Here is a 25,517-nt window from a genome sequence, read left to right on the forward strand (position 1 = left end):
AAAGGGGAATATGGTTATGGCATACAATTCAGTCGAACAGCTTGCGCAAGCAATTACTCCTTTGGACGAAGCAGCGATGAAAGCGGCGCAGGTCCATTTGGACCAGTTGACGAAGCCGCCGGGAAGTCTCGGGAAGTTGGAAGGATTGGCAGTGAAGCTGGCAGGCATCACGGGAATCATTCGTCCGGAGTTTCCAAAACGGTCGGTAATCGTAATGGCGGCGGACCATGGCGTTTGTGAGGAAGGGGTCAGCGCGTTTCCGGCAGAAGTGACGCCGCAGATGGTGCATAACTTTTTGGCCGGCGGCGCAGCGGTGAATGTGCTGGCACGCCAGGCTTCGGCTGACGTCGTTTGCGTGGATATCGGGGTGAATGCAGAGATGTCACATCCGGGGCTGCTGCAACGTAAGTTGCGTTACGGGACAGGAAATATGGCCAAGGGACCGGCGATGAGCCGGGAGGAAGCCGAAGCCGCCATTCGAGTTGGGGCCGAGGTGGTGGCTGATGCGGTGTCCCAAGGCGTTCGACTGTTCGTCACCGGGGAGATGGGTATCGGAAACACCACAGCCAGCGCTGCGATCATGAGCAGTCTGACGGGGATCGCACCGCAGCAGAGCGTTGGGCGTGGAACCGGGGTCAACGATGAACGGCTTCGGCACAAAATTTCCGTCGTGGAGCGGGCGCTGGAGGTCAATCGCCCGAATGCCAACGATCCGCTGGACGTGCTAGCTAAAGTCGGCGGGCTGGAGATTGCCGGAATGACTGGCGTCATTCTGGGAGCCGCAGCTCATCGCTGCCCGGTCGTGATCGACGGCTTTATTTCAACTGTGTCCGCGCTGCTGGCGGTACGTATACAGCCGAATGTGGCCGACTATATTATTGCTTCGCACGTCTCCCACGAGCAGGGACACCGTGCGCTCCTGCAGGAGCTTGGCCTTAACCCGATGCTGGAGCTGGATATGCGGCTTGGGGAAGGCACAGGCGGCGTGCTGGCGCTCCATCTTGTAGATGCGGCTTGCCGGATCGTTGCTGAAATGGCGACGTTCGAAAGCGCGGGCGTCGCGTCCGGTGAAGGAAATGGTGGGGGGACCGAGTGATGAAGATCCTGGTGACCGGCGGAGCCCGCAGCGGCAAAAGCACATTCGCTGAACGTTGGGTCATGAAACAGGCAACATCCGCTGATTACGTTGCAACGGCGCAAGCGTTTGACGATGAGATGAAGGCCCGTATCAGGTTGCACCAGCTCCAGCGGGAGCAAAGCGGGTTCACCTGGACGACGCATGAAGCGCCGCTTGAACTAGCAGAGATGCTGCAGGAGTTAGGTAAGCGGCCCGTTGCAAAGGAGGGCGCGGCCGCCGAAGCCGCGGGTCCGGTTGTGCTGGTCGACTGCCTGACGTTATGGTTGTCGAACGTGCTGCTGAGCGCATCGGAACAGGCCGATGGTGTGGACGCCGTTTTGACGCGGGAAATTGAGCGGTTGACCGCTGCGGCCGAGGCTTTTCCCGGCACTTTGGTGATGGTTACAAATGAGGTCGGCAGCGGGATCGTGCCGGAGTATCCGCTTGGCCGGCAATATCGGGATTGGGCCGGGCTGCTGAACCGAACGATGGCGTCGATCGCGAATCAGGTGTTTCTGGTTACCGCCGGCATCCCCATCGAGTTGAAAAGCAGGGAGTATCGCTTATGACGAACGGACCAGAGCACAAAGCGCCCTCCGGGGCGGGTAAGCATGGAGCTCTGCAGCCGATCTTGGCGGCCTTCCAGTTTCTGTCACGCTTTCCGGTACGGGCTGAACTGGATTTTACAACGGACTTGCTGCGGCGCAGTATCCCCTATTATCCGCTTGTCGGAGCAGCAATCGGCGCTGTCGTCTGGGCAGGCGGCTTGCTTGCCGACTGGCTGCTTCCTTCGTACCCGGCAGCCATCCTTTCCTTATTGATTTGGGTTGGATTAACTGGAGGTTTGCATTTGGACGGTTGGATGGATACGGCCGACGGACTGCTGAGCTACCGGTCACGCGACAAGATGCTTGAGATCATGAAAGACAGCCGGGTAGGCGCCATGGGCGTGCTGGCCTGCGTCCTATTGCTGATGCTCAAAGCCTCGCTGCTGACCTCGCTCTTCCAAGGGGGCCTGCTGACGTCAGGGCTGGCGATATGGCTGGCACCTCTGTGGAGCCGGTGGTTTATGACCCGGGCGATGCACCGCTGGCCCATGGCCCGGCAAGGTGAGGGATTGGCTGCGCAATTCCACGGCTTCAGCGAACGGGATGCCTGGGGGAGCACCATCATGGCGGTGACGATATCCGTTGTAGTGTTGCTGCTCACTTTGCTCGTGTTGCTGGGAGGAATGGAGGAATCGGCTTTGCTGCGATCGCTGCTGTTTATCGGCCTGTCTCCCTTTATCGCCTGGGCGGCGGGAACTTGGGCCGCTCGACGAATCAATGCCAAGCTCGGCGGTTTGACCGGCGATACCTACGGGGCGCTGGGCGAAGGGTTGGAAGCTGTCCTGTTGCTGCTTGCAGTGCTGATTTTTGCCCATTGATAACTCGCGGAGCGGAGGTGCTCTTGGGGGAGGGGACCTTCTACGGCGAGCGCTTTTGCATCATTATCCCCTTGAATCAGAACCAAGGAGAAAAGAAGAAGGTTAGAGCTGGACAGATTAATCGAGAATCCTAAGAGAAACAGGTCGACTGTTAAGTAGCGGAGAATCAAAATCGTGCATTATCACCGTATGCTGAATGAAAGGGATAATGGTGGAAAGGTCGAGCGTCATCACCACCACCTGATCGAGAGGGATAATGGTGGAAAGGTCGAGCGTCATCACCACCACCTGATCGAAGGGGATAATGGTGTAAAAGGCCCTGGCAAGATACTACACTGCTGCACGGTTTGGAAAGGAGGGGAACGCGATGGGCGAAAATCATAAGAAGCTTCTGGATCAGGATCAGGAAAAAAGCGCATCAGCATCAGGTGCTGTACTCATGGTTCAAGGGACGGCGTCTGACGTGGGCAAGAGCGTGATCGTGACGGCGCTGTGCCGTATTTTTGCGCAGGATGGGCTTAGACCAGCTCCGTTTAAGTCGCAAAATATGGCTTTGAACTCGTATGTTACAGCGGACGGCCAAGAGATTGGACGGGCCCAAGGCATTCAGGCGGAGGCTTGCGGCATTGCCGCCACCACCGACATGAATCCGGTACTGATCAAGCCAACTGGGGACATGCATTCGCAGATCGTTGTTCATGGGCGTCCTTACCGCCACTTAAGCGCATCTGATTATCGTGAGGAATTTTTGCCTAAAGCCAAGCCGCTGGTGATGGAAGCGCTCAGCCGGCTCCGCGACAAGCATGGCATTGTGGTGATCGAGGGGGCTGGGAGCCCGGCCGAAATCAACCTGAAGCAACGGGATATCGTCAACATGAACTTGGCTGAATGGGCGGATGCTCCCGTGATCTTGGTGGGGGATATTGACCGCGGCGGCGTTTTTGCTTTTCTCGTTGGTACCCTGGAGCTGCTTGAGCCACACGAACGCGCCCGCGTAAAAGGGTTCATTATCAACAAGTTCCGCGGCGATTTGTCTCTATTGCAGCCCGGGCTGGATTGGCTGGAGCAGCGGACCGGAATTCCCGTACTAGGAGTGCTCCCCTTTCTGCCTGATCTGGATATCGAAGCAGAGGATTCCGTTGTCCTGGATACCTATCCTGCCCATCCAGAGCAAGCGCCAAGTAAGGAACTGGACATCGCAGTCATCCGTTACCCGCATATTTCCAACTTCACCGATTTTGATCCGTTGGCCGCCGAACCGGACGTGTCGCTACGTTATGTAAGCAAGCTGTCGGAGCTTGGGCATCCCGATGCGGTGATTTTACCGGGGACCAAGGATACGATCAGCGATCTGGAATTTTTGCGTAGGCAAGGGCTGGCGGAGGCTATTTGCAGCCTGATTGAAGAGGAGACGCGCACCCAGCTGGTCGGAATCTGCGGCGGATATCAAATGCTGGGAGAACAACTGCATGACCCCGAAGGCGTGGAGTCCAATGAACCGAGGTCTGCGTTAGGATTGGGCCTGCTCCCCTTGGCAACAACCTTCCTCCCAGGCAAAAAAACGGTACGGGTGCACGGCTATACGTGCGAGGACCAGCCGATATCGCTGCACTCTAAGAACCGCCGGCTGCCGATCTCAGGCTATGAGATTCATGCCGGCTCGACCCAGCAGCTGCGGGACACTCGTCCCTTATTTATGCTTCGGGTCAATGAGGAGCCAGTACAAGGGTCAGGGACAGCCCCGGAGTTAGAACAGGCTGAGACGCAAACACATCCGGAAGGCGCAGCCCGCGCCGATGGCAGGGTGTTTGGGACGTATCTGCACGGAGTGTTTCATAATGATGCCTGGCGACGTGCTTGGCTGGACGGACTGCGTACGAGCAAAGGGCTCGAACCTTTGAGCGTCACCTTTGTTTCTTCCTCGCGGAAGGAGGAAGCCTTCGATCGGTTAGCGGAGCAGGTTCGCAGGCATTTGCGCATGGATCTCATTTACGACATCGCCGGGATCCAAGGTAAGCTTTGACAAATCGGGTGATGTTAGGGTAGGATAAAAGTACGCTTAATTTTCGATGGGTAAAGTCGAAAAGCGGGGGAACCAATCTTTTGGGGCGAATCGTTGTAGGATTAACGTAGGGAACCATCTTTCCCGAGCCCGTCAGCTAACCTCGTTTGCAGTGGATGGGTCATTTTAATATTATTTCAGTCATCAATTAATGACCCTGTTCTTTGAAGCGGGGTCTTTTTGCGTTCTGCAAGACCTTTGACCCGAGCATTCGGCGGAGTACTCGCATTCACTGCAAGTTTCGAGCTTCTTCTTTACGCATCGCACTATTAAAGGAGGAGAGGATTTATGGCTAGTCCGAAGTACATCACCGATATTGCCAAGGTGAGCCAGTTGTCCGAGCAGGAGCGGCAGGAGTTGAAACCGATTACGGACAAATTCGTTTTTCGGGTGAATGACTACTATTTGAATTTGATCGACTGGAATGATCCAGAGGACCCGATCCGCAAGTTGGTGATCCCCAATACGGGAGAGCTGAAGGAATACGGGCGTTGGGACGCTTCCGACGAAGCGGCGAACTATGTGGTGCCTGGCTGCCAGCATAAATACCGCACGACCGCGCTGCTGATCGTGTCCGAGGTTTGCGGCTCCTATTGCCGGTATTGCTTCCGTAAACGGTTGTTTCGCAACGATGTGAAGGAAGCGATGGCGGATGTCACGCCTGGCATCGAGTATATCGCCCAGCATCCGGAGATCAACAACGTCCTGTTAACCGGCGGTGACAGCTTGATTTTGGCTACAAAGAAACTGCGTTCGATTCTCGAACGGCTAAGAGCCATTGAGCATGTAAAAATCATCCGACTCGGCTCCAAAATTCCTGTTTTTAATCCTATGCGTATTTATGAAGATCCGGAATTGCTGGATCTGATTAGGGAGTTCTCCACTGTAGACCAACGGATTTATGTCATGGCGCATATCAATCATCCGCGCGAAATTACCCCTGAAGCCCAAAGAGGGTTCCAGGCGTTACACGACGCTGGGGCTATCGTGGTTAATCAAACGCCGATTCTCAAAGGCATCAATGATGATGCGGCCGTGCTTGGCGAATTGCTGGACCGCTTATCGTGGGCCGGCGTCACTCCGTACTATTTCTTTATCAATCGTCCCGTTGCCGGAAATGCTGATTTCGTGATCCCGCTGAAACGAGCATATCAACTGGTGGAGGAAGCGAAAGCCCGTACATCGGGGCTTGGCAAACGCGTGCGGTTTTCAATGAGCCATTCTTCGGGAAAAATCGAAATCCTGGCCATTGAAAACGGGCAGGCTTATCTCAAATATCATCAGTCCCGGGACGGTGAATACGGCAAATTTATGATTTTGCCTTGCCCGGATGATGCTACCTGGTTCGACGATCTGCCAGGCAGTGAAGCGTACTGGAAGAAGCCGGAATCGAAGCTGGATACGCAGTCGGATCAGCCAACGGAAGACGCTGCAAGCGCAGTGTCCATTACGGGATAAAACAAAACGTACCCTTCCGCTTCCCCGATCAGGGGAGCGTGAAGGGTACGTTTTGTTTTTAGAGTCAGATCCGGAATTTTGCGATCGACTCCTGCAGCGCCAACGCCTGCTCATGCAGCGAACGAACCGTACGCGCGTGATTTTCCATTTCGCTCAGTTGTTGCTGCGAATAGCTGCTGATTTGCTCCATGTTAGCGAGCGACTTGGCGGTAATATTGGCGGATTCCTCCACCGATGCGGTCACTTCCTCGGTACCGGCGGATACCTCTTGGGTGGATGCTGAGACCGATTGAATCGTCAAGTTCACGTTCTGAATCAGCTTAGTTAATTGTTCAAACGCCTGACCAGCTTGCTTCACCCGTTCTGTTCCGGAGACGATTTCCTCGCTGGCCCGTTGCATAGCGTTGACGGAGTTTTCCGATTCTTCTCGAATACTGAGCAGGTTCTCACCGATTTCCTCCATCGCCTGGCGGGACTGCTCAGCCAGCTTACGGACTTCTTCGGCGACGACAGCAAACCCTTTGCCGTGCTCGCCGGCTCGTGCCGCTTCGATCGCCGCATTCAGTGCCAGAATATTAATTTGCTTCGTAATTTCCGTAATGGTTACGACAACGTTTGAAATTGACTCCGAGCGATCATTCAGCGTGCGGATATGCCCCAGCGTCCGATTAGCCGCATCTTCTACATGCTGCATCTGCGTAACCGCCGTTTGTGCCAAAGTATTCCCGGCACCGGCTTCATCCGCAGCTTGTCCAATCTGTTCGGTGACTTCGGCAGACGAAGCGGCAATGTGCTGTACACCTTGCGAAATTTCTTCCATCGCACGGGCGTTTTCGGCCGCTGCGGACGCAATCGTCATGCTGCCGGCTTCGATTTCCTTCGTCGCTACATTGGAACGGGCGATCAGATCCTCAAACGTCGTAACCGAACGGGACAAGTTCTCTGAGCCGTCGACGACCGCCCGGGACGTTTGCATCACGGCAGCGAACATGTCTTTGAGCTGATGAGTCATCGTTTGGAAGCTCCCGGCTAATTGGGCGATTTCGTCATTTCCTTTCACTTCGATGGTATGGCGGAAGTCCCCGCCAGCCATTTGTTCCGTGACCGTCACGAGCTTTCGGATCGGCTTCGTGATTCGCGTACTAACAAAGTAAGCTGCCGCCATGCCCGCCACAATGACAAGCAAGGTGATGCCGATACAGATGTATAAAATTTGGTCTTTCTTCTTATCGATGAAGGTAGCGTCAAGGCCCACGGCGAGCATCGCTTTGCTGCCGGGAATCGCGATGAAAGCTGTTTTGTGCGAGCCGAATTTGTCGGTATACAACTCACTGATTTGTACCCCGCCATTGGCCGCAGCGGTCATGGCCGGCTGAAGCTCCAGCTTGTCGCCGGGGGTCATCTCCGAGTTCTCATTCGTCGCCAGAACTGTAGCGCCGTCATCTTGAATATGTAGTAAATAAGCAGTGCTCAAGTTGTAGTCCTTAGTGCTCTTCGTCAAATACGATTCCACCGCAAAACGGGAGTTATCTTTACCGCTGAGCAATTGCAGGGATTGGGTCGTATCTAACCGTTTGAAGATGTCTTGAGTACTAGTTTGCAGCACTTTATCGAACTGTGGCAGCACATTTTGCTCAATGATCCCCATAGAGATGTTATAAAAGCTGACGCTAAATAAAAGTGAAGATACGACAATAATCACCGCATAGGTACTCATCAATCTGCGGCTGATGGAGCGATTAATGACCTTGAACACGAAAATCCTCTCCGTTCCCCTTAAAAAATGTGAAGTATACGCCTGGCTGTCTCTCTTTTCTTTTTAACCAGCGGTTCATAAATATCATTTTATAGGAAAAAAGGTCCTTTGAAAACGAAAAATTCCTACATTTTTTGGTTTTCGTAAAAAGTTTCAAAAAAAACGTCTAAATCTATCGGAAAAAGCTAAAAAGAGAGCCCTGCGAATCATTTTTTGGAGATCGCCAGGGCTCTTCGAGTATAAATATCACATTACATGTTAGATATAAGTTAATTGTTTCGGATAAGATGTGAGCACTTCAACGCCGGTTGCTGTGACTAGCACATCATCTTCGATACGAACTCCTCCGATGCCTGGCACATAAATGCCAGGTTCAACCGTAAAGACGTGGCCTTCTGCGAGGAGAAATTCGTTCTCCCCATGAACCGAAGGGAACTCGTGCACGTCGATCCCCAGCCCATGGCCAAGGCGATGGATAAAATAAGGTCCATAGCCGGCAGCTTCGATTACTTCGCGGGCGGCGCGGTCAATGGAGGCGAAGGTGACGCCCGGCCGGATGGCGGCAATCGCAGCTTCATTGGCTGCCAGCACCGTTTCATAAATCCGGACGAGTTCCTTGGTCAGCTCGCCAACCGCGAAGGTACGCGTGATGTCGGATGCGTAGCCATTCGCATAAACGCCGATGTCAAACATCAGCAGATCGCCGCGCCGGATTTGCCGGTCGCCGGGGACGCCATGCGGCAGGGCAGTTTTCTCGCCGGACAGCACCATGGAATCGAAGGAAGGCCCGTCTGCGCCGAGCTTGCGGATTTGGTACTCGACTTCCGCAACAAGCTCGTTTTCGCTTACGCCTTCCGTTGCTTTTTTCAGCGATTCGCTAAGCACCTGTTCGATCAGATGTACGGCGTGCTTGATCTTGCTGACTTCTTCTGGGCTTTTCCGCACCCGCATGTCCCGAAGCCAAGATCCAACATCTACAGATTCGGAGAACGAGAGCTTCTCCTGCATTCGCTCGAAGTTGGCCACGGAGACCTGCTCCTTCTCAAAGCCCAGCGTACCCAGCGAGCCCGCGAGGCGTTGCTTCAAGAGGGCGTAAGGGTCGTCCGTATCGCTATGGGTGATGATCTCCGTTAAGTCCGCGGCTTTGCGGGCTGCCTCTTCATCCAGCGCAGGGACGACCAGAAAAGGCTCGCTTCCCGCCTGAAGGACGGCGCCGAGGAAGCGTTCATGCGGATTGCTCAGAAAGCCGGTAAGGTAATACACATGCTTCGGATCAGTGATCAGCAGCGTGTTGACGCCGGATTCACGCATTTTGCGTTCTAATGCAGTCCATTTATCATTCATTTTGCAAAAAACTTCCTTTCGTTCAGTCTCTTGTTCCATTATAGGCCAATGCGGGGAGGAACGATAGTTAGGATCGTTGCGCCGGGCGGGCCAGGGCGGGACGGATTGCTTTTTTAGGTAAAAGGTTTACTTTTTAAATATTTTCAATAAAATAGGAAGAAGTTAGATTATTCAAATTTGAATATGAAACAAAGGAGAGAAGATGTTGGCTACTGCAACGAAAAATTCTACCCGGCTCATCTTGTTCGGATTAATGCTGGGGATTCTGATGTCAGCGATGGACAACACGATCGTGACGACGGCCATGGGGACGATTGTTGCCGATCTCGGCGGGATGGAGCAGTTCGTTTGGGTGACTTCGGCCTATATGGTGACGGTGATGGCGGGGACGCCGATTTTCGGCAAGCTGTCGGATATGTATGGCCGGAAACGCTTCTTCTTATTTGGCATCGCGATGTTCCTGCTTGGCTCCGTGTTGTGCGGGCTCGCCGGAAGCATCGTGCAGCTGAGTATTTTCCGCGCGATCCAGGGGATCGGCGGGGGAGCGCTGATGCCGATTGCGTTTACGATCATTTACGATATCTTCCCAGTGGAGCAGCGGGGGAAAATGACCGGACTCATGGGTGCCGTGTTTGGCACGTCGAGTATTTTTGGCCCATTGTTGGGCGCGTTTATCACCGACTCGCTAAGTTGGCATTGGGTTTTCTACATTAATGTGCCGATCGGTATCGTGTCGTTGGTGTTGATTATCTTCTACTATAAGGAGTCGCTGACGCACGCGAAGCAGCAGATCGACTGGGGCGGGGCATTTACTTTGGTTGGCGCTGTGGTGTGCCTAATGTTTGCCTTGGAGCTGGGCGGCGAGAAATACGCATGGAATTCCAGCGTGATTTTGGGCTTGTTTGCGGGATTTGCCGTGTTGTTTGCCGCGTTCCTGCTGCTCGAAACGAAAGCGCAAGAGCCAATCATATCGTTTGATATGTTTAAAAATCGGCTTTACGCGACAAGCTGTTTGTTGGCTTTATTTTACGGGAGTGTATTTATCGTTGCTACGGTATATATCCCGATCTTCGTGCAGGGCGTCTACGGCGGATCGGCGACCAACTCCGGCATTATTCTGATGCCGATGATGATCGGTTCGGTGGTCGGCAGCATGCTGGGCGGGATGCTCGCTTCCCGCATACCATACCGCACGGTGATGGCCTTGTCGGTGGTTTGCTTCGTCGGCGGTATCTTTGCGCTTAGCACGTTAACGAATGATTCGTCTCGCATGCTGCTTACGCTTTACAGCATCCTGACCGGCTTTGGCGTTGGCTTCTCCTTCTCGGTGCTTAGTATGGCGTCCGTGCATCACTTTGACATGCGACAGCGCGGAGCGGCGACATCAACCAACTCGTTCCTCCGTTCGCTGGGCATGACGCTGGGGATTACGATCTTTGGTATCGTGCAACGCAACCTGATGTCGGGGGCCATGGCCGATGCGTTTGCTGGAATGGGACAAGGCGGCGGGAATTTCGGCGATACCCGGGAAGCGCTGAGTCCGGAGAAAAGAGCGCTGATTCCGCCGGCGATTTTGGACAAAATTACAGAGGCGTTGTCCATTTCGATCGCCCATACGTTTATGTGGGCCCTCATTCCGACCGTTTGCGCAGTGCTGGTCGTGCTCGCCATGCCGAAGGACCGAATCGAGCGCAAGGCGTTAAAGCCGTCGAATCAGCGGGGGTAAGCAGCAATGAAAGCTTTAGCGATCCGTCTTTGTATTTTGGGTCTGCTGCTCGAGGAGGATCAGCATCCTTATGAGATGCTCATCCGTATCCGGGATCGGTTCCTCGACCAGCACGGCAATTTCAAAATCGGTTCGCTGTATTACGCCGTCGACCAGTTGGCCAAATCGGGGCATATCGAGGCGGTGGAGACGATTTATGGCGAGGGCCGTCCGGACAAGACGGTCTATCGGATCACGGACAAGGGCCGGGAGTATTTTCAGAAGTTGCTGATCGATCGGTTCCAGGAGGAAGTGTCCGGATATCATCCGCTGCATGTTGCTTTGGTCTTTGCCAGGTATGGGGACCGGGAGAAGCTGATCGCCATGTTGCAGGACCGGATTCGGAAAGCGGAGCATGAGGTCAATTTGAGCTATCAGGTTTACGAAGAACATCGGGGGATCGTACCAAGGAGCGTGCTGCACCTGATGGTCGGACGTTACGAGCATGCCCGGACGGAGCTCAATTGGCTGCGGCGGCTGCTCAAAGACGCCGAGGCCGGACGGTTGGGGGACCGCGATCCGGTTGATTTGCTAAACGAAGAGGAATAAAAGAAACTCCCCGGGCACCGTGTGCGATTTTCGCTGACGGTATCCGGGGAGTTTTTTTAGGTTTATCTATTTGAGTTTTGGTCTGGTGCATCCGGCCGCAGTTCTTTGACCAAGCTTGGCGGCGTTCGGCCTTCGAGGGCGGCCACCAGGTTTTCAGCGGCCCGCATCGCCATTTGCCGGCGAGTTTGGTCTGTCGCTGATCCGATATGCGGCAAGGTCACTACGTTTGGCAGCTTCAGCAGCGGATGGTCCGGATCGATCGGTTCCTTCTCGAACACATCCAATCCCGCGCCGTAGATTTGACGGTTCTGCAAAGCGGCGGTCAGCGCCTGCTCGTCAACGGTAGCCCCTCTGGAGGCGTTGACGAACACAGCCGTCGGCTTCATCAAGGCAAATTCCCGAGCGCCGATCAGCTTGCGCGTTTCCGGTGTGAGCGGCGTGATCAGCACGATAAAATCCGCTTCCTTCAGCAGCTCATCCAGGGTGCAATAAACGGCACCCAGCCTAGCTTCGGCTTCCGGTTTCCGGCTGCGGTTGTGATACAGCACCTGCATCCCAAAGCCGAATTGCCCCCGATGGGCCACCGCTTCGCCGATTTCCCCCATCCCGATGATGCCAAGCTTCTTGTGGTGGACGTCGAGACCAAACAGGTTTTGGCCGTCACCGCGTTTCCATTTCCCTGCCTTCACGTATCGGTCCAGTTCCGATACCCGGCGGGCGACGTCCAGCATCAGGGCGAAAATCAAGTCGGCGACGGTGTCGTTCAGGACGGCCGAGGTGTTGGTTCCCAGCACGCCGCGGGCTTTCATCGCCTCGAGATCAAAGTTGTTGTAGCCAACGCTGATATTGCTGACAACTTTTAATTTGGGGGCATGATCCAACAGCTCCTGATTGATGCTGCGGTCCGCGGTCAACAATCCCTCGACGTCGCTTAAGCTGGCTAGAAGTTGGGCGCGGGTGATCGGTTCGTCGCCTTCCCATTTGCGGATTTCACAATGCTCGGCCAGATAATGTTCGACTTCCGGGGGGATCGGCCGGGAGATAAACACTTTTGGTTTCATGAGGTTCTCCTCTCTCAGGGGGATAGATCCATTGTTACGCACACCACGTAGACAAGGATTTAGCGATTATCGACTTTTTCCGGATACATATCATGATTAAGCAGGCGATGTTCCGCCATCGCTTCGTACTTGGTGCCGGGACGGCCATAGTTGCAGTAAGGATCGATGGAGATGCCGCCGCGCGGCGTAAATTTGCCCCAGACTTCGATGTACTTCGGATCCATGAGCTTGATCAAATCGTTCATAATGATGTTCACACAGTCCTCATGGAAATCGCCATGGTTGCGGAAGCTGAACAGATAGAGCTTTAACGACTTGCTTTCCACCATTTTGATATCGGGAATATAGCTGATGTAGATGGTGGCGAAGTCAGGCTGTCCTGTGATCGGGCAAAGGCTGGTAAACTCCGGGCAGTTGAATTTTACAAAATAATCACGGTACGGATGTTTATTGTCAAAGGTCTCTAATACCTCAGGCGCGTAGTCAAAAGGGTATTTGACGCCCTGGTTGCCCAGCAGGGTCACGTCTTGCATTTCTTCGGGTTTTCTTCCGGCCATGTGAAGCCCTCCTTATAGATATATTCATTAAAGCAATCTAGCGGACCGTACAGCCCTTATTTGCCTTTTTCCCGGACATTTCCTGTTGTAACGGACTCCAGCGACCTTATTTGGCTTTTATCGCAGCCGATGTGCTGTTTTACATCAAAATAAGGTCTACTGAGTCCGGTAGATTTGGAAAGCTCCCTCGGAGCCTCAAATAACGTCTCTGGTGTCCGTTAGCCGCGGGGTGGAGGTCTCGGCTGCATTCAAGATTCGATGCCGAACCAGCCTCCTCGAATCCGCCTCGTGATCGAAAGCCGATTGATGAACTGCCGTTTCAATGAAGGTTCAAAAATCGGGTTTGGAGCACCGAGAAGGTTGGATGAAGCTAGAGACTGAGTAGCGGAGCATAGCTAGGAGCTATGTGAGCAACGGAAGGCTCGGCTGAATTCAAGATTCGACGTCGAACCTGCACCCTCGAATTCGCCTCGTGATCGAAAGCCGATTTTTGAACTTCCGCTACACGCCGCGTTTGTTGCCCCAGACGAGGGCGTGGAGCTGCGGCAGCACCCGGACATTGTTCAGGTCCGGCGTGGCCATTACCTTGTCGATGAGCGCTTCGTAGCGGCGCAGCAGGTCGGACGCATGCTCCTGGATGTCCATCCGCTTCACGTCCGGGTTGCCCACCTGCACGTACATCGGCACGTTGGGGTAGCGAGTGTGCACCCGCTTGGCGTAAGCCAGATCGTCATCGTCAAACACGACGACCTTCAAGCTGACGGCGAGCGGGTGAGGCCGGGCAGCCAGCCTAGCGACGATATCGTCCAGCACGTCCCAGTTGGTGTCCATGCCCGAGCTTGGCGGCTTCGGCGACAGAGTCACCTGGTCGACCTCGGCCAGCCAATCCTGCCAACGCGAGCCTTGCGTCTCGACTGCGACGGTGATGCCTTCGGCGTGAAGCAGCTCCACCAAGCTGGCCAGCTGCGGCAGGAGGGCGGGGTTGCCGCCGGACAAGGTGACGTGGGAGAAACGGTCGCCGCCGATGTCGCGCAGCTCGCCAAGGATTTCCGCCGGGGTCAGGCGGCGGATCATCTCCTTCGCGCTGCCGTCCCAGGTGAAGGCGGAGTCGCACCAAGAGCAGCGATAATCGCAGCCGGCGGTGCGGACGAACATCGTCTTCTGTCCGATCACCATACCCTCGCCTTGTACGGTGGGGCCAAAGATCTCCATGACGGGGATCGGCAGCTCGCGGTGCTCTTGTGTGGTCGCTTCCTTACTCATCCTGCATCCACTCCCGTCTCGCTTCCGCATAGCTGGTTGGCGTCTCATAGAGGCGGACGAACTCCGTCCGGGCCTCCAGCACCGGATTGCGATAAGCTTCCGATTGCAGCGCCTCCTCCATCTTCTCGAACAGCCACACCACCATATTTTCGGCGGTGGTATTCATCGGCGGCAGCGTTTCATTAATGTAACGATGGTCCAGATAAGCTTCAATTTCGTTCTTCCAAATCTCCTTGATCGTGCCAAAATCAACGGTCATGCCGATCTCATCCGGCCGGCCGCTGATGCCAAACACCACTTTGTACGTGTGGCCGTGCAGGTTTTTGCATTTGCCGTCATACGCATGCAGGTGGTGCGCGGCATCAAAAGTGAATTCCTTGCTCACCAGCACCCGGCGGCGGTGGTAACGTAGCTGGTCCCGGCGGATGTCCTGGTCCAGCTTCTGCAGCGCTTCAACGATGCGAAATTCCCCCGGTGTCCGGTTCATCGTGAATTCGCCTCCTGGCGTTCCAGCAAGTATTTGTCCAGTCCAGCTTTTCTCAGCTTGCAGGCCGGGCATTCGCCGCAGCCATCGCCGATGATACCGTTGTAGCAGGTGAGCGTCCGTTCGCGCACGAAATCAAAGGCTCCAAGCTCATCGGCTAGCTTCCAGGTCTCCGCTTTGTCGATCCACATGAGCGGCGTATGGATCACAAACTCGTAATCCATCGCCAAATTCAAAGTCACGTTCAGCGATTTCACAAACACGTCGCGGCAGTCGGGATAACCGCTGAAGTCGGTCTCGCAGACGCCGGTAACGATATGCTTGGCACCTACGCCTTTGGCGAGTACGGCAGCAAAGCTGAGGAAGAGATGGTTGCGGCCGTCCACAAACGTGCTTGGCAGCTCCCCCTCCTGATGCTCGATCGCAATGTCGCTGCGCGTCAAAGCGTTGGCCGTTAATTGGCCAAGCAGGCTCATGTCTAACACGGTATGCTTGATGCCAAGCTCGGCGGTAATCGATTTCGCGCATTCGATCTCCAGCTTATGGCGTTGGCCATAATCAAACGTCACGGCCTCAACCTCGCCGAATTGCTGGATCGCCCAGAACAGACAGGTTGTGCTGTCTTGACCGCCGCTGAACACAACAACCGCTTTTTCCTTTTTAAGCATAAAAAAACCCTCCGTCTTCTTTAATAGTGAAGCAGGAATCCTTCGTTCCCGGCCCATTGTGATAGAAGAAAGAGAGTTCTTGAACTGGTCACAAAAAAACAAGCCCATTTCGACCGGCAGGGTGTCCTTGGCGCTGCGACTCCGTTGCCGTTCAGCAAACGGGCATGCGAGCGCGAAGAACCCGCCGAATCAAGGCAGGGCATTTATAGTTTTTTATAGAGGGAGTTCTCGAACCTCTCCCGTGTATTCCCGTAGGAATAAGCACGGATTTCTTCTTCAATTTCGTTATGCACTGGGGAGCGGGCCTCCAGGCACAAACCCCATTATAACATATTTTGCGCAGAGGGGAAGTGAAGGCGCGATCACTCAGTTAAAATGTTACTAAGGAGGCATCGGTTCACTCACATCGAAATGTTACCGAAGGGATGTGTGTTGAAATTGAGCATGAAAACACGACGTGAAGTGATCCGTACCTTGGCTGATCAATACAAGAGAGCGAAATCGCGAAATGAAAAATCTGTAATCCTTGATAATGCCGTGAAGGTGCTGGGTTGCCAACCCGTAACGTCTGCCTCCACTGGGTAACAAAATTACGTGAGTGAACCACTATCCTTCGGTAACATTTTTAAATGAGTTGACACGGAAGGGAGGGTCGGGTGTACTATTTTTAATGAAATTGAGCTAATTTGGTTCACAAACGAGCGAAACTCACCGATAGCGGTTTGCAGCCTGTCTTTTGATGGCCTGAATGGCGCCCATATGAAGTCCTTCATGGAAGATCGTTCTCACAAGTACCTGCTCAAGGGTATGCATCCCCATATCCGTTGGCGGATACTCCTCCTCCAGCCGATCCCGGTACTGCTGCTCTATGAAGCGAGGCTGCTCCTGAAGCAGTGATATCAATTCTGACAATGACGGGGTTTCGTCCGTAAAATGCGATGGGTTCGTTCCGTAACCGAACCATTGATTAAAGCTCATCGGGACCGGCATATCCTCTTTCGTAAGCACGCGTATCCATAAATACTGATCCAGAACCACATGCCCCAGATTCCATCTGATATTGTTGTTGAAACCATCCGGTACAATGTCAGCCTCGTCTTCCGACACGTCTTCAACCACCTTCATCAGCTCTCTGCGGTATGTATGCAGCTGCTCAAACAATACCTCATGTCTTCTTTCCATCGAAATACCTCCCAGATTCTGATATCTTAATATAATTATGTGAAAAAATATAAAATCCTTTTATTTCGAAAAAATAGGAGCGCCATAAATGCGCCCCGCTAAGCCTATCGAACCTTCCGCTTCTTTTATTCAATCAACGGACTCCTGAACTGCGTCACGATTGCTCGGAAAGGTACCGATCAGATCCAGCTTGATCCAATGATGCCCATTGCTGACCTCACTCTTGTATACCTTCGTTTTAGCACCCTGATTCGCGAACACAAGATCGTTGACACCGCGGTTGAACAGATCGACAGCTGCCACGCCCCGGCTGTCATCCGTAAAGGTAATGCCAACATCCTTGGACACGTCGGTGAACACGTTGCCATCATTCAAGAATAAGGGCTTGGATTCATAGCCCGACATGCTTTTGTTATGAAATGCAGGCCAACTGGCCGCATCCTCGACGATATAACCTGGCGTAGTCGCAAGCGTCCCCATGTCGAACCAGTACTCCTCCTCCTCATCTGCCGATATAAAACCGTTCGTCACCATCAAGCTCATATTTCCGCTGTTATCCGCATCGAAGAAGCGAGCTCCCCAGGCCCATCCCGATTGCTGAATGCCCATTTCCTGTGCTCGGTCGACATACCTTCCGTTCTCATCTTCATGCCATAACTGATTTCCTTCCAGCAAATATCTTTCCTTACCTGCTGGTAGCGCTCACGGGATGCCAGGCGGTCGGCGGGTTTGACGTGGCCAAAGCGCTGGCCAACAGCGCAAAGACGACGAGCAGTGAGTCGAAACAGACGGTTACCGTCGAAGTTGTTCCGGCTGAATCGGCCAAGCTGACTGCGGAGGACCAAAAAGCAATTGATCTTATTAATTCTTTCTCTCTGAATATCGATAGTGCAAAGGTGCAGGATACCAAACATATTTCGATGAAAGGCTCCGTCGGCTTGAAGGGAGAGAAGATTCCGTTCCTCTTCTTCATGGACGACAAGGGGATTGCGCTGCAGGTTGAAGGCGCGAAGCAGCCGTTGTACATACCTCAGTCCATTGAGGGCGTGACGCTGCCTGACACGAGCGAATTGGAAGCCGGGGCGCAGGAGCTGACCGTCAAACTGGCGGAATTCGTGCTGAAGCATTTCCCGAACCCTTCGGTATTGACCGTGAAGCAAACTTCCTCGCAGGTAAACGGGGAGACGTTGAGCTTGACGAACCTGCATGCGGAAGTGCGCGGCGACGAGCTGTTTGGGCTGATTAAGCCGTTCCTCGCCAGCGCGGTGAAGGATGAGCAAGGGCTCAGAGACCTGATTGGGGATTATTACGTTCTGCTGATGCCGTTCCTGAACCTGCCGGGGGACGAAGAGGATGCCGAAATCACGCCGGAGCAGGCGCAGGAAGCGAAGAAGGAAGCCGTGGATGAACTGTAAAAGCTTCAGCAAGGTATTGAAGAGCTGCTGGCCTCTTACGACGAAACGGTAGACGAATTGTTCGAGAATACGCCGGAGCTGGCGACGGTATTCGGCAAGGATACGGTGTTGAAGCTGGACCTGTATTTTGACGGCAAGCTGAACATCCGCAAGCAGTCGATGGATTTGAACATTGCGCTTCCAGCTTCCGAGGAGCTTCCGATCTCTGCGATTAAGGTGCGCAGCGACAGCGAAATGTGGAACATCGGCGGGACAGTAACCGCGGATCAAGTGGATACGAGTGTCGGTGTTATCGACGTGACGGAAACGGAGTTGACCCCAGGGCAAATTTTGCGCAATTTCCAGGGTTCCGCTCCGCTGTACAAATTGCTCAAAGAAGACCTTAATTTGACCCATAGACAGCTTGTGCTCGATACCCAAAGCGACTACTATGGATTGATCACGAAGAACGGCATCTCCTTTGTACAGTTGCGTTACTTGGCTGAGCAGTTAGACGCCGAAGTGAAGTGGACGCCGGGGTCTGGCCAGATTGTCGTGATCGATGACCTGACCGGCAAGGAGATCGTTCTCAAGGTCGGCTCGAAGAAAGCGGCGGTGGATGGCAAGGTGGTAACGCTGAGCCAGCCAGCCTTTGTCCATAAGGACGGGTTGACTTACGTGCCGCTCCGATTCCTGGCAGAGGCGCTTAGCGCATCCGTAGACTTCGACGCTGACGGTTGGATCACTATCGTTAGAGAATAAGCGGTGCAATCAAAACGATAATGGAGGGACCTTCCCAAGCTATCCTGATGATGGCAAAGGGAAGGTCCTTTATTTTGGGCTGACGATTGATTAATTGTCCTAGCCTGTGTATAATGATAATCATTATCAGTAGAAAATGGGGGAGCAATACAAATGAAGGTGTTCAAACATCGATTTCTTGCGGTGGCAACGGTTCTGTTGCTGACAGTTGTGCTTGCGGCTTGCGGCCAAAACGGCGGCAATACGGCAAACGATGCGGCGGCGTCGAACCATAATGCAGCGGGAAGCGCGCAATCCGGCAACGGAACCAACGATTCCGCCGAAGGACAAGCGGCAACGAAGGTTTACAAGGACTATACCGGGCAAGAGGTTGAGATTCCAACCAATCCGCAGCGGATTGTATCCATTACGCATCTGGGTGATCTGCTGGCTCTCGGCGTGAAGCCGGTTGGGGCGGGCTCGCTTGCTCTGGAAAACTCGGTTCTGCTGAATAAGGAACTGGAAGGCGTGGAAAGCGTCGGTGATATCTCAGTAGAGAAAGTGCTGGAGCTTCAGCCGGACCTGATTATTGTCCCGACCTATACACCGGCCGATATCGTTGAGCAATTAAAGAAAATTGGTCCGGTTGTCACCCTGGCCACCACAGGCTGGGAGGGAATTGACCCGCTGGAGGAAGTGAAGACGGTGGGTGAAATGCTGGGCCGTGAGCAACAGGCGGAGGAATTTATTACCCGGTATAAGCAAAAAGCCGAGGAGGCCAAAGCCAAGCTCAGCGAGGTGATCGGACCCGACGAAACCGTGGGCACGTATTCGATCTGGGCGAAGAACTTCTGGGTATGGCCAAAAACCCGGGATGCCGGCTATAACCTGTACGAAATGTTTGGCTTGAAGCCGCAGGAGAAGATCGAGAAAGAGGTATTCCCGACCACAGGCGCGGATATTTCTTTGGAGGTCGTTCCGGAATATGCTGCGGACCATATGTTCGTGACGGTGTATGAACCGGACGGCGGGAAGGAACGCGCAGAGGAAGTCATGAATGGACCGGTGTGGAAAAACATCCCTGCCGTGAAAAATAACCACGTGTACTTGCTGAACTACAAAGAGTTCTGGATGGTGGACGGACTGAATCTGGAGAAGCAGCTGGATATTCTCGTGGACCTCGTCGTCAGCCAAAATCAAAAATAAAACAACCAACCCAAGAGGGCCGTTCCTCGCGTCGTTTGCCGATGCGCCAGAACGGCTTTTTCATGTCTAGCGCCAGCCGGCAAGCCAGCTTACAAGATCTGCCGGTGGATGGCCAACGCCCATTCCTCCGCGATCATGCGCTCGGGAAGGAGATCGCCAATCAACATGAGATAAGTGGATCATTGACAAAGAAGACGCTAGTTTCTAAGATATGTTTATTCGTAATGATTACGTTTAATACCCAAGAATAGGATGGATCGATATGCTAAAAATGAAACGGGGCGACGTCCTGCTGATCGTTGTTCTGGTCTTGTTGGGTTCGACGTGGCTCTTCCTGCGCCAGGTGCTGGAAAGCCGGGAGACGGTAGACCCGGCAACGCTTCGCGCCGAAATCCAGGTGGACGGCGAATCCTACCGCAGCGTCCCCTTGGACGTCGGGGAGGAGACCATCGAAATCCACTCGAAATACGGGAACAATACGCTAAAGGTCTTTGACGGGGGGATCCAAATGATGTACGCCGACTGCCCGAAAAAAATCTCCATGCAGATGGGCTTCATCTCCCGGCCCGGCGAGACGATCATCTGTGTGCCCAACCGTGTGTATGTGGAGATCGTCCGCAGCGGCGCTCCAGGCCCGGATGATAACGGCGTAGACGCCTATATCCGCTAGTTTTCCATCCCCGACAGATCCTCCCATGTTTTCACCGAATCCTCGCTAGGATAGACGTAGGGTCGTTTGTGATCTTGGAATTTCTCGGATGCGCTCCGCGTTAACGGTAAGGATCGCCTTGCCCTCCCGCGTTTGCGGCTCAATGGTTCCTTCCACCTCAAGCCAGCTGTCTTTAGTCAGCTCAACAAGCGGCTGGTCGGAGGTGACCACGAGCCCAAACGCGCTCCGATCAGCACGAAAGGCAGCGCTTCCAGCAAGATGCTGAGAAAGCTGGTTTTGAACGTTTGCAGCTCGTCAAGCGGGACCTGTCGAATCAGCGACGGGTATAGGACCGTCAGGCAGGCGAGCGCGAAAGCGGCCGGCACAAGAATCGGCAGCATTCGGGTGATGGCTTGTTTATTCATGGCGTACTCCTTTTAGACAAAATCAGGATCTAGTGCAGTATTATACTATTATTTTCCAAGGCGTTTCAGAACGAAGTTGATAGATTCGTTCGCAGATTCGTATCGATAGTTGACAAAGCCCAGGGAAGGAAGATATAGTATTGATTGTTAATCGTAATAATTACGAATAAGCCAGAGCGGGCATCTGGTCTTGCATACGAAAGGGGATGAAACGAAATGAATGAACATATTGCGCGCCCGATTCCCGTTACGGTGCTGTGCGGATATTTGGGTTCGGGCAAAACAACGCTGCTGAACCACGTCTTGAGCAATCGCCAGGGGCTGAAGGTGGCGGTGATCGTCAATGATATGAGCGAGATTAACGTCGATGCGGAGCTGATCAGCGCCGGCGGGAGTTTGTCACGCACGGAAGAGAAGCTGGTGGAGTTGTCGAACGGCTGCATTTGCTGTACGCTGCGCGAGGATTTGCTCAGAGAGGTGCAGAAGCTGGCAGCGGAGGGGCGGTTCGATTACATATTAATCGAGTCAACAGGGATCAGTGAACCGGTACCGATCGCCCAAACGTTTACTTATGCGGATGCCGAGACAGGGATTGATTTGACGGGGATCGCCAAGCTGGACTGCCTGGTTACCGTAGTGGACGCCTACCGGTTCTGGCATGATTTCTCCTCCGGAGAGACACTTCTGGAACGAGGGCAGCAAGCAGGAGAAGGCGACAATCGCGATGTGGTTGATTTGTTGATCGATCAAATCGAGACCTGCAGCATTTTAATTTTGAATAAATGCGACCTGGTAGACGAGGAGGAGTTGAAGGAACTGGAGGGTGTCCTGCGTAAACTGCAGCCAACCGCCAAGTTTATCCGCTCCACGATGGGCTGCGTGGATCCGCAGGAAATTTTGAACACAGGCTTGTTCGATTTCGAGAAAGCCAGCCAATCGGCCGGATGGATCCGGGAACTGGAGTTGGAAAACCATACGCCGGAAACGGAGGAATACGGTATCGGTTCGTTTGTGTACCGGCGGAGACGGCCGTTTCATCCAGAGCGATTGGCGCAGTTTATGAGCCAGTGGCCAGAGGAAGTGGTGCGGGCGAAAGGGCTCGTTTGGATCGCAACGGAGTCCGATATGGCGGCGAATTTGAGTCAGGCCGGGCCGTCGATTCAATTTGGTGCGGCTGGTTATTGGCTAGCCTCACTGTCTGATCGTGAGCGGGAGGAGCTGTTTAACGAAGAGCCGGAGCTGCGGCGTAAATGGGACGATGTGACGGGCGACCGGATCAATGAACTGGTGTTTATCGGCATTGGAATGGATCGCGCCGGGATTGAACGGGAGCTTAATGCTTGCTTGTTAAGCGACGAAGAGATGCAGATGAATTGGGCGAACTTCCCCAATCCGCTGCCGTGGATTTCGGCGGAAGAGCTGGCGGGCGCCAACTAAAGACTAATTCTTGAGGAGGAATAGACATGCGAGTGGTCATCACATTAGCTTGTACGGAGTGCGGGGATCGAAACTATACGACAACCAAAAATAAAAAGACCCATCCCGAACGTCTGGAACTGCGGAAATACTCGCCTCGGCTGCGTAAATACACGATTCATCGGGAGACGCGCTAATTGAGCTTGGGAGAGTTGGTACCGTTGGAGGGCGATTTGTCGTCTTTGTTAATCGTAAAAATTACGCTTTAGAGAAGAAGGGGTAACATGATTTTATCCTCGATGGAAAACGTCGTGTTTGGGTATGGCGACAAACCGGTCATTGACGGGGTGTCCCTCGAAATCCATGCCGGCGAGTTCGTTGGCATTACCGGACCTAACGGTGCGGCCAAGACGACGCTGCTCAAGCTGTTGCTCGGTCTGCTGAAGCCGTGGAGCGGGAGCGTGAAAATCAACGAGGAAGCGTTGGTGGAGGGCCGGCTGAACGTAGGTTACGTCCCGCAGCAAGTCGCCGCGTTTAACAGCGGGTTCCCTAGCCGGGTGCTGGAGCTGGTGAAGTCGGGGTGTTATCCCCGGCTCGGTTTGTTTCGCCGGTTTGGTGCAGAGGAGCAGCAGATCGTCGAACGCAGCTTGAAGCAAGTGGGGATGTGGGAGCAACGATACCGGAAAATCGGCGAGCTGTCAGGCGGACAGAAGCAGCGGATTTGCATTGCTCGAGCCTTGGCCGGGCAGCCTCGGGTGCTGGTTCTGGATGAACCCACGACGGGCATGGACCGGCAAAGCCGCCAAGGATTTTATCAGCTGCTGCGGCACATGACGGACCAACACGGATTGACGGTGATCATGGTGACCCACGGCCCGGAGGAAGCGGAGGCGTATCTGGACCGCATCATATCCCTGGAGCAACAGGAAAGCGAGGAATGGCAATGCTTGACTACGCGTTCATGCAGCGTGCGTTTTGGGCCGGCGCTTTGATCGGCAGCATCGCCCCGGTCATCGGCGTCTTCCTGATGCTGCGGCGCCAGGCGCTGATGGCCGATACGTTGTCCCACGTTTCGCTGGCTGGTGTAGCCCTCGGGGCTGTGCTGGGCTGGAACCCGGCCTTGGCCGGCTTTGTCGCTGCCATCCTCGGCGGGCTGCTCATCGAGCAGTTGCGTCGGAGCTACCGAGCGTATAGCGAGATGCCGGTTGCGATCGTCATGACTTCGGGGCTGGCACTCGCCGTCGTGCTGATGAGCTTACGAAGCAACCTGAGCCAAAGCTTCAGCGCGTACCTGTTTGGCTCGATCGTCGCGGTGAGCGACACACAACTGGTGTTGATGGCTGGCGTCGCTTTGCTAGGCGCCGCGTATTTCATCGTGCTGCGAAGACCGCTGTACAGCCTGACTTTTGACGAAGAAACCGCTCGAATCAGCGGGATCCCGGTGAAGTGGCTGTCGTTCTCCTTCGCGGTGTTTACCGGCATGGCGGTGGCGGCGGCGATCCCAATTGTTGGCGTGCTGTTGGTGTCCTCGCTGATCGTGTTGCCAGCCTCGCTGGCGCTGCGGTTGGCCCGCGGGTTTGCGGCAGCGATTGTCATCGCAGTTGCCTCCGGCCTAACGGGGATCTTCAGCGGGCTAACCGCTTCGTATTACTTGGATATGCCGCCCGGCGGGACGATTGCGTTGATTTTGCTGCTGTTTTTATTAGCCGGCATCGCGGGGCAGAAGGTACGGGGATCCCTAGCTCGGAGGAACGGGCGCAGCGTGAGGCAGGCGGCGAGAAGCCAAGGGGAGTCTATAACCTTGCCGTCGGAAGAAGGCGGAAGAATTTAGTGTGGAATCAAAGGGAGAGATGAGAATGAATTTACAATATGTGAAAAGGTTCGCCACTGCGGCGGCCCTGAGCTTGATGCTGGTGATCGCCGGTTGCGGCGGGGGTGGACAGCCCGCAGGGAATGCTGCCAATTCGGCGAATGCCGCAGAGAAGACAGCAGGCAATAACGAAGCGGTGAATGCGAAACAGCCGTTGCGGATTCAAACGAGCTTTTACCCGATCTACGAATTTACGAAGCAGGTGGCTGGCGATCTGGCGACGGTTGAGCTGCTCGTTCCCGGCGGTGTGGAACCCCACGATTGGGAGCCTAGTCCTCAGGATATTCGGAAGCTGACGGAATCCGATCTGCTTATCGTAAACGGTGCCGGAATGGAAAGCTGGCTGGAGCAGGTGGAGGCCTCTGCATCCGGCGGCAAGCCGGAGATCATTGAGGCCAGTGAAGGGATTACGCTGATGGAAGGCGGAGAAGAAGAGGAGCATGGGCATGACGAGGAGCATGCAGCCGAAGAAGAGCATGCCGACGGGGATGAGCATGACGCAGATCACGCTGCGGATCACGACGCAGATCATGAAGCCGAAGCTGGAGAAGCCGCTCACGACTCCGATCATGATCATGGCCACGATCACGGCGGGCTGGACCCGCATGTTTGGTTGTCACCGGCGCTGGCAGTCCAAGAGGTTCGCAACATTGAAGCCGCCTTGGCGAAGGCTGACCCGGAGAACGCCGCGAACTATAAGCAAAACGCCGACGCATACGTTGCCCAGCTAGAGCAATTGGATCAAGATTTCGCCAACGCGTTCGCTAATGCGAAACGCAAGGATTTTATCACACAACATGCGGCATTTGGTTATTTGGCTCAGGAGTACGGGCTGACTCAAGTGCCGATCGCCGGGTTATCCCCTGACCAGGAGCCGTCAGCGGCGCAGATGACGGAGATCGTGAAGTTCGCCAAGGAGCATCAGGTGAAGACGATTTTCTTCGAGACGTTGGTTTCTTCCAAAGTAGCCGAGACGATTGCCCGGGAAATTGGAGCGAAGACAGCGGTCCTGAACCCGATCGAAGGACTGACGGCCGAAGACGAAGCAGCTGGCCGGGACTATCTGTCGCTGATGCGTCAAAATCTTGAAGCTTTGAAAGCTGCGTTAAACGAGTAACTTCACT

Annotated in this window: 27 protein-coding genes and 2 riboswitches; of the genes, 17 read left to right on the forward strand and 10 right to left on the reverse strand. The window is 54.2% G+C overall.

Going from position 1 to position 25,517, the window contains the following annotated elements:
* The first annotated feature begins 16 nt into the window (after positions 1 to 16).
* From cobT to NSQ80_RS05910, 6 genes are all read left to right on the forward strand, one after another.
* Positions 17 to 1,096 carry a nicotinate-nucleotide--dimethylbenzimidazole phosphoribosyltransferase gene (gene cobT / locus NSQ80_RS05885; protein ID WP_009226059.1) on the forward strand — a complete coding sequence of 360 codons (1,080 nt, stop codon included), beginning with the start codon at positions 17 to 19 and terminating at the stop codon, positions 1,094 to 1,096.
* Positions 1,096 to 1,686: a bifunctional adenosylcobinamide kinase/adenosylcobinamide-phosphate guanylyltransferase gene (gene cobU, locus NSQ80_RS05890; protein WP_016313048.1), complete on the forward strand. Its 591-nt coding sequence runs from the start codon at positions 1,096 to 1,098 to the stop codon at positions 1,684 to 1,686. The genes cobT and cobU overlap by 1 nt, the downstream gene beginning before the upstream one ends.
* A complete protein-coding gene (cobS, locus tag NSQ80_RS05895; protein ID WP_339301761.1) occupies positions 1,683 to 2,543 on the forward strand; it encodes an adenosylcobinamide-GDP ribazoletransferase in 861 nt (286 codons plus the stop codon). The genes cobU and cobS overlap by 4 nt, the downstream gene beginning before the upstream one ends.
* Positions 2,544 to 2,717: 174 nt before the next feature.
* Entirely contained in the window at positions 2,718 to 2,927 is a 210-nt protein-coding gene (locus NSQ80_RS05900) for a hypothetical protein (protein ID WP_157273486.1), read from the forward strand.
* Positions 2,928 to 2,982: 55 nt separating this feature from the next.
* On the forward strand, positions 2,983 to 4,566 hold the full coding sequence (locus NSQ80_RS05905) for a cobyric acid synthase (protein WP_036646002.1): 1,584 nt from the start codon (positions 2,983 to 2,985) through the stop codon (positions 4,564 to 4,566).
* A gap of 23 nt (positions 4,567 to 4,589) precedes the next feature.
* Positions 4,590 to 4,732: riboswitch (cyclic di-AMP (ydaO/yuaA leader) on the forward strand.
* Positions 4,733 to 4,893: 161 nt separating this feature from the next.
* Positions 4,894 to 6,063 carry a KamA family radical SAM protein gene (locus tag NSQ80_RS05910; RefSeq protein ID WP_339301763.1) on the forward strand — a complete coding sequence of 390 codons (1,170 nt, stop codon included), beginning with the start codon at positions 4,894 to 4,896 and terminating at the stop codon, positions 6,061 to 6,063.
* Between the two features lie 64 nt (positions 6,064 to 6,127).
* Here NSQ80_RS05910 and NSQ80_RS05915 read toward each other — a convergent pair whose 3' ends face one another.
* Complete coding sequence (locus NSQ80_RS05915) at positions 6,128 to 7,819, reverse strand: HAMP domain-containing methyl-accepting chemotaxis protein (RefSeq protein ID WP_260069839.1); 1,692 nt, start codon at positions 7,817 to 7,819, stop codon at positions 6,128 to 6,130.
* A gap of 258 nt (positions 7,820 to 8,077) precedes the next feature.
* Positions 8,078 to 9,163, reverse strand: a complete 1,086-nt coding sequence (locus NSQ80_RS05920; protein ID WP_323076059.1) for a Xaa-Pro peptidase family protein — start codon at positions 9,161 to 9,163, stop codon at positions 8,078 to 8,080.
* 202 nt (positions 9,164 to 9,365) lie between these two features.
* Here NSQ80_RS05920 and NSQ80_RS05925 point away from each other — a divergent pair, with 202 nt between their 5' ends.
* A complete protein-coding gene (locus NSQ80_RS05925; protein WP_009226066.1) occupies positions 9,366 to 10,889 on the forward strand; it encodes an MDR family MFS transporter in 1,524 nt (507 codons plus the stop codon).
* Positions 10,890 to 10,895: 6 nt separating this feature from the next.
* Complete coding sequence (locus NSQ80_RS05930; RefSeq protein ID WP_009226067.1) at positions 10,896 to 11,477, forward strand: PadR family transcriptional regulator; 582 nt, start codon at positions 10,896 to 10,898, stop codon at positions 11,475 to 11,477.
* A gap of 62 nt (positions 11,478 to 11,539) precedes the next feature.
* On the opposite strand, the gene NSQ80_RS05935 is transcribed toward NSQ80_RS05930, so the two are convergent.
* The 7 genes from NSQ80_RS05935 to NSQ80_RS05965 all read right to left on the reverse strand — a co-directional run bounded on the left by NSQ80_RS05935 (position 11,540) and on the right by NSQ80_RS05965 (position 17,367).
* The gene (locus tag NSQ80_RS05935) at positions 11,540 to 12,538 is read right to left on the reverse strand and encodes a D-glycerate dehydrogenase (RefSeq protein ID WP_009226068.1); all 999 of its coding nucleotides are present in this window, start codon (positions 12,536 to 12,538) and stop codon (positions 11,540 to 11,542) included.
* Positions 12,539 to 12,597: 59 nt separating this feature from the next.
* Entirely contained in the window at positions 12,598 to 13,095 is a 498-nt protein-coding gene (gene queF / locus NSQ80_RS05940; RefSeq protein WP_009226069.1) for a preQ(1) synthase, read from the reverse strand.
* 501 nt (positions 13,096 to 13,596) lie between these two features.
* Positions 13,597 to 14,358, reverse strand: a complete 762-nt coding sequence (gene queE, locus NSQ80_RS05945) for a 7-carboxy-7-deazaguanine synthase QueE (RefSeq protein WP_009226070.1) — start codon at positions 14,356 to 14,358, stop codon at positions 13,597 to 13,599.
* Positions 14,351 to 14,845 (reverse strand): 6-carboxytetrahydropterin synthase QueD, encoded by a 495-nt coding sequence (queD, locus tag NSQ80_RS05950; RefSeq protein ID WP_009226071.1) that lies wholly within the window; start codon positions 14,843 to 14,845, stop codon positions 14,351 to 14,353. The genes queE and queD overlap by 8 nt, the downstream gene beginning before the upstream one ends.
* Positions 14,842 to 15,510 carry a 7-cyano-7-deazaguanine synthase QueC gene (queC, locus tag NSQ80_RS05955; protein ID WP_009226072.1) on the reverse strand — a complete coding sequence of 223 codons (669 nt, stop codon included), beginning with the start codon at positions 15,508 to 15,510 and terminating at the stop codon, positions 14,842 to 14,844. Before queC ends, queD begins: the two co-directional genes overlap by 4 nt.
* Before the next feature lie 199 nt (positions 15,511 to 15,709).
* Positions 15,710 to 15,753, reverse strand: a riboswitch (PreQ1 riboswitch).
* A 465-nt stretch (positions 15,754 to 16,218) separates the two neighbouring features.
* A complete protein-coding gene (locus NSQ80_RS05960) occupies positions 16,219 to 16,692 on the reverse strand; it encodes a DinB family protein (RefSeq protein ID WP_339301768.1) in 474 nt (157 codons plus the stop codon).
* 129 nt (positions 16,693 to 16,821) lie between these two features.
* Positions 16,822 to 17,367 (reverse strand): hypothetical protein, encoded by a 546-nt coding sequence (locus tag NSQ80_RS05965; RefSeq protein ID WP_260069835.1) that lies wholly within the window; start codon positions 17,365 to 17,367, stop codon positions 16,822 to 16,824.
* A gap of 59 nt (positions 17,368 to 17,426) precedes the next feature.
* Here NSQ80_RS05965 and NSQ80_RS05970 point away from each other — a divergent pair, with 59 nt between their 5' ends.
* The 4 genes from NSQ80_RS05970 to NSQ80_RS05985 all read left to right on the forward strand — a co-directional run bounded on the left by NSQ80_RS05970 (position 17,427) and on the right by NSQ80_RS05985 (position 20,703).
* Positions 17,427 to 18,107 (forward strand): hypothetical protein, encoded by a 681-nt coding sequence (locus NSQ80_RS05970; RefSeq protein WP_339301770.1) that lies wholly within the window; start codon positions 17,427 to 17,429, stop codon positions 18,105 to 18,107.
* Between the two features lie 57 nt (positions 18,108 to 18,164).
* Positions 18,165 to 18,848, forward strand: coding sequence for a copper amine oxidase N-terminal domain-containing protein (locus tag NSQ80_RS05975; RefSeq protein ID WP_260069833.1), 684 nt, complete (start codon positions 18,165 to 18,167; stop codon positions 18,846 to 18,848).
* A gap of 153 nt (positions 18,849 to 19,001) precedes the next feature.
* A complete protein-coding gene (locus NSQ80_RS05980) occupies positions 19,002 to 20,033 on the forward strand; it encodes an ABC transporter substrate-binding protein (protein WP_009226077.1) in 1,032 nt (343 codons plus the stop codon).
* A 262-nt stretch (positions 20,034 to 20,295) separates the two neighbouring features.
* Positions 20,296 to 20,703, forward strand: coding sequence for a NusG domain II-containing protein (locus NSQ80_RS05985; RefSeq protein WP_009226078.1), 408 nt, complete (start codon positions 20,296 to 20,298; stop codon positions 20,701 to 20,703).
* Positions 20,704 to 20,879: 176 nt separating this feature from the next.
* On the opposite strand, the gene NSQ80_RS05990 is transcribed toward NSQ80_RS05985, so the two are convergent.
* A complete protein-coding gene (locus NSQ80_RS05990; protein WP_009226080.1) occupies positions 20,880 to 21,107 on the reverse strand; it encodes a hypothetical protein in 228 nt (75 codons plus the stop codon).
* A 216-nt stretch (positions 21,108 to 21,323) separates the two neighbouring features.
* On the opposite strand from NSQ80_RS05990, the gene NSQ80_RS05995 reads away from it, so the two are divergent.
* The 5 genes from NSQ80_RS05995 (at position 21,324) to NSQ80_RS06015 (ending at position 25,510) form a co-directional block, all read left to right on the forward strand.
* Positions 21,324 to 22,544, forward strand: coding sequence for a GTP-binding protein (locus NSQ80_RS05995; RefSeq protein WP_339301774.1), 1,221 nt, complete (start codon positions 21,324 to 21,326; stop codon positions 22,542 to 22,544).
* Positions 22,545 to 22,570: 26 nt separating this feature from the next.
* Positions 22,571 to 22,720 carry a 50S ribosomal protein L33 gene (rpmG, locus tag NSQ80_RS06000; protein ID WP_009226082.1) on the forward strand — a complete coding sequence of 50 codons (150 nt, stop codon included), beginning with the start codon at positions 22,571 to 22,573 and terminating at the stop codon, positions 22,718 to 22,720.
* Between the two features lie 87 nt (positions 22,721 to 22,807).
* Positions 22,808 to 23,515: a metal ABC transporter ATP-binding protein gene (locus NSQ80_RS06005; protein WP_009226083.1), complete on the forward strand. Its 708-nt coding sequence runs from the start codon at positions 22,808 to 22,810 to the stop codon at positions 23,513 to 23,515.
* Entirely contained in the window at positions 23,461 to 24,354 is an 894-nt protein-coding gene (locus NSQ80_RS06010; protein WP_260069829.1) for a metal ABC transporter permease, read from the forward strand. Before NSQ80_RS06005 ends, NSQ80_RS06010 begins: the two co-directional genes overlap by 55 nt.
* A 25-nt stretch (positions 24,355 to 24,379) precedes the next feature.
* A complete protein-coding gene (locus NSQ80_RS06015; RefSeq protein WP_316009833.1) occupies positions 24,380 to 25,510 on the forward strand; it encodes a metal ABC transporter substrate-binding protein in 1,131 nt (376 codons plus the stop codon).
* Positions 25,511 to 25,517 lie beyond the last annotated feature (7 nt).

The organism is Paenibacillus sp. FSL K6-2441 (assembly GCF_037964765.1).
Classification (GTDB): Bacteria; Bacillota; Bacilli; order Paenibacillales; family Paenibacillaceae; genus Fontibacillus; species Fontibacillus phoenicis.